Here is a 1547-nt window from a genome sequence, read left to right on the forward strand (position 1 = left end):
CATTCACAGCAAATTGAAATTGAGTCAATCTACTATTGACTCAAGATTAGAGTCTGTCAATGGTTTTGAGGTAAGTCTTTTCAAGATCTACCATAAGAAGTCCCGCCCTGTACCAATAGGTCAGGGTGGGCAACAATTTTGGGCAGGGTATTCCGGGGTGCTTATTGGAGTTTTTTTTTGGTAAACCAATACTTTAAAAGAAAGAAAAACTGAGCTCGTGTTAGGTGCGCTTTCCGTGATGGCGAACGCGCCCCGCGTGACCTACGGTCAAGGGATTGCTCGCCATCACGGGTCGCACCTCCAGTGGTGCGCGGTAGTGTTTATAGTTGTTGTTGTTTTGCTAATAGGTAATGGAGAATGGGTAATGGGTCGGGAGTAATTTTCTTAGCACTTACCACTTACTACTTATCACTTAATTATTAGCAATTAATTATTAGCAATTAGCCAAGATATACAATAGCAATGCTCCCAGACATGATCTGAGTAGCGTATCTTATGCAATGCCATTGAGCGATCGCCAAGCATTCCGGCAGCACGATTGCTCTTGAAGCTATTGTTATTTTCAAAAATCAAATAAAGAACGAACGATGAATCAAACTATTTCAGATGCAGCAATGGTAACTCAACAGGGAAAATTTTCTACTACCAATAATTATACCATAACAACGTTTAAAGGCTCTGGTGGCGATATACCTGATGGCAAAGGCAGCTTTCTGGATAACATTATCGTTAAGGAAAATTTCCAGGTTAAGGAGGTTAGCGTCAAGCTACACAATATGGTTCACACCTGGGTAGGTGACCTAGTAGTGAGCTTACGCCATGGGGAGACCGGAATTGTAGTCGATTTGTTCCAACAACCGGGTAAACCAAACTTTTCCTCCAGTGGCTACAGCAGCGATATCAAGGGAGATTATAGTTTCAATGACCACAATTCAGAGGACTTTGAGGCAGCTGCTGGAGCTAATACCGTTGTCCCTAGTGGGAATTATCACCCTGTAGAATCCTTATCAGCATTTGATGGTCTTTCTGCAGCTGGAAGCTGGCAGCTGATCATCAAAGATAACGCGGCTGGTGACTCGGGTTCCCTGGGTTCTTGGAGCTTAGATTTGGGGTATACTCAATCTATTTAAAGCTACTATCGGAATTGGTGATTATTGCTGTCACCATCTGTTGATGCTTGGGTGGAATTCCTGTTGACAAGTTGGTAACTCTCCCATTCACCACAGGTGATGCATAGGTGATGCATAGGCAAAGCAGAGGATTTTGGCTGAGTGCTTCTGAGGTCGGGGCGTAAGACCTGTTCGCGGTCGAAAGGTGTTTAGCAGGCAGTCTTCTGTCAACTTGGAAGCCCCTTGCTCAGCATAACTAGCAAGGGGTATAGCACTACGCATTCAGATTAAGACATTTGTAAACTCCGAAACTTACTCATAGCTTACTTCTGACTTCTGACTTCTGACTTCTGACTTGCGCGTAGCGCTATATACCCCTCTCAAGCGTAAAATTGAATATCCTCCCCACAGTGATCTACTAGGTAACACAGAGCCCGG

1 protein-coding gene is annotated in these 1547 nt (G+C 44.1%); it reads left to right on the forward strand.

The window, feature by feature from the left end:
• Positions 1 to 587: 587 nt before the first annotated feature.
• A complete protein-coding gene (locus F6K53_RS41475; RefSeq protein ID WP_293086198.1) occupies positions 588 to 1130 on the forward strand; it encodes a proprotein convertase P-domain-containing protein in 543 nt (180 codons plus the stop codon).
• Positions 1131 to 1547: the final 417 nt, after the last annotated feature.

The organism is Moorena sp. SIO4A1 (assembly GCF_010672065.1).
Classification (GTDB): Bacteria; Cyanobacteriota; Cyanobacteriia; order Cyanobacteriales; family Coleofasciculaceae; genus Moorena.